The following is a 207-nucleotide window of genomic DNA, read 5'->3' on the forward strand; positions in this document are numbered from 1 at the left end:
GGATCGGTGGATGTGTCACTTACATTTGGGCCACTTGGTGGTGTTCCAGTTGCGGTCGCTAAGTTGTATACGGCACCTGCATCAATATCAGATTGTGTTACAATATGAATACCGGTAAAGGTAGTAGCATCTTCTGCTCCCGGAGCCAATTGGGCCAATGGTCCTCCACTTATAGTTGCCTTAGGATCACTTACCGTGATATTTTTA

The 207-nt window shown here is 45.9% G+C and carries 1 protein-coding gene; it reads right to left on the reverse strand.

Features of this window, described 5'->3' with window-relative positions; genetic code table 11:
- Positions 1–207, reverse strand: a 207-nt coding sequence (locus tag ACHRWY_RS27795; protein WP_395359280.1) for a hypothetical protein, incomplete at both ends; no start/stop codon positions are given.

It is taken from the genome of Flavobacterium sp. FlaQc-48, from assembly GCF_044007335.1.
Taxonomy (GTDB): Bacteria; Bacteroidota; Bacteroidia; order Flavobacteriales; family Flavobacteriaceae; genus Flavobacterium.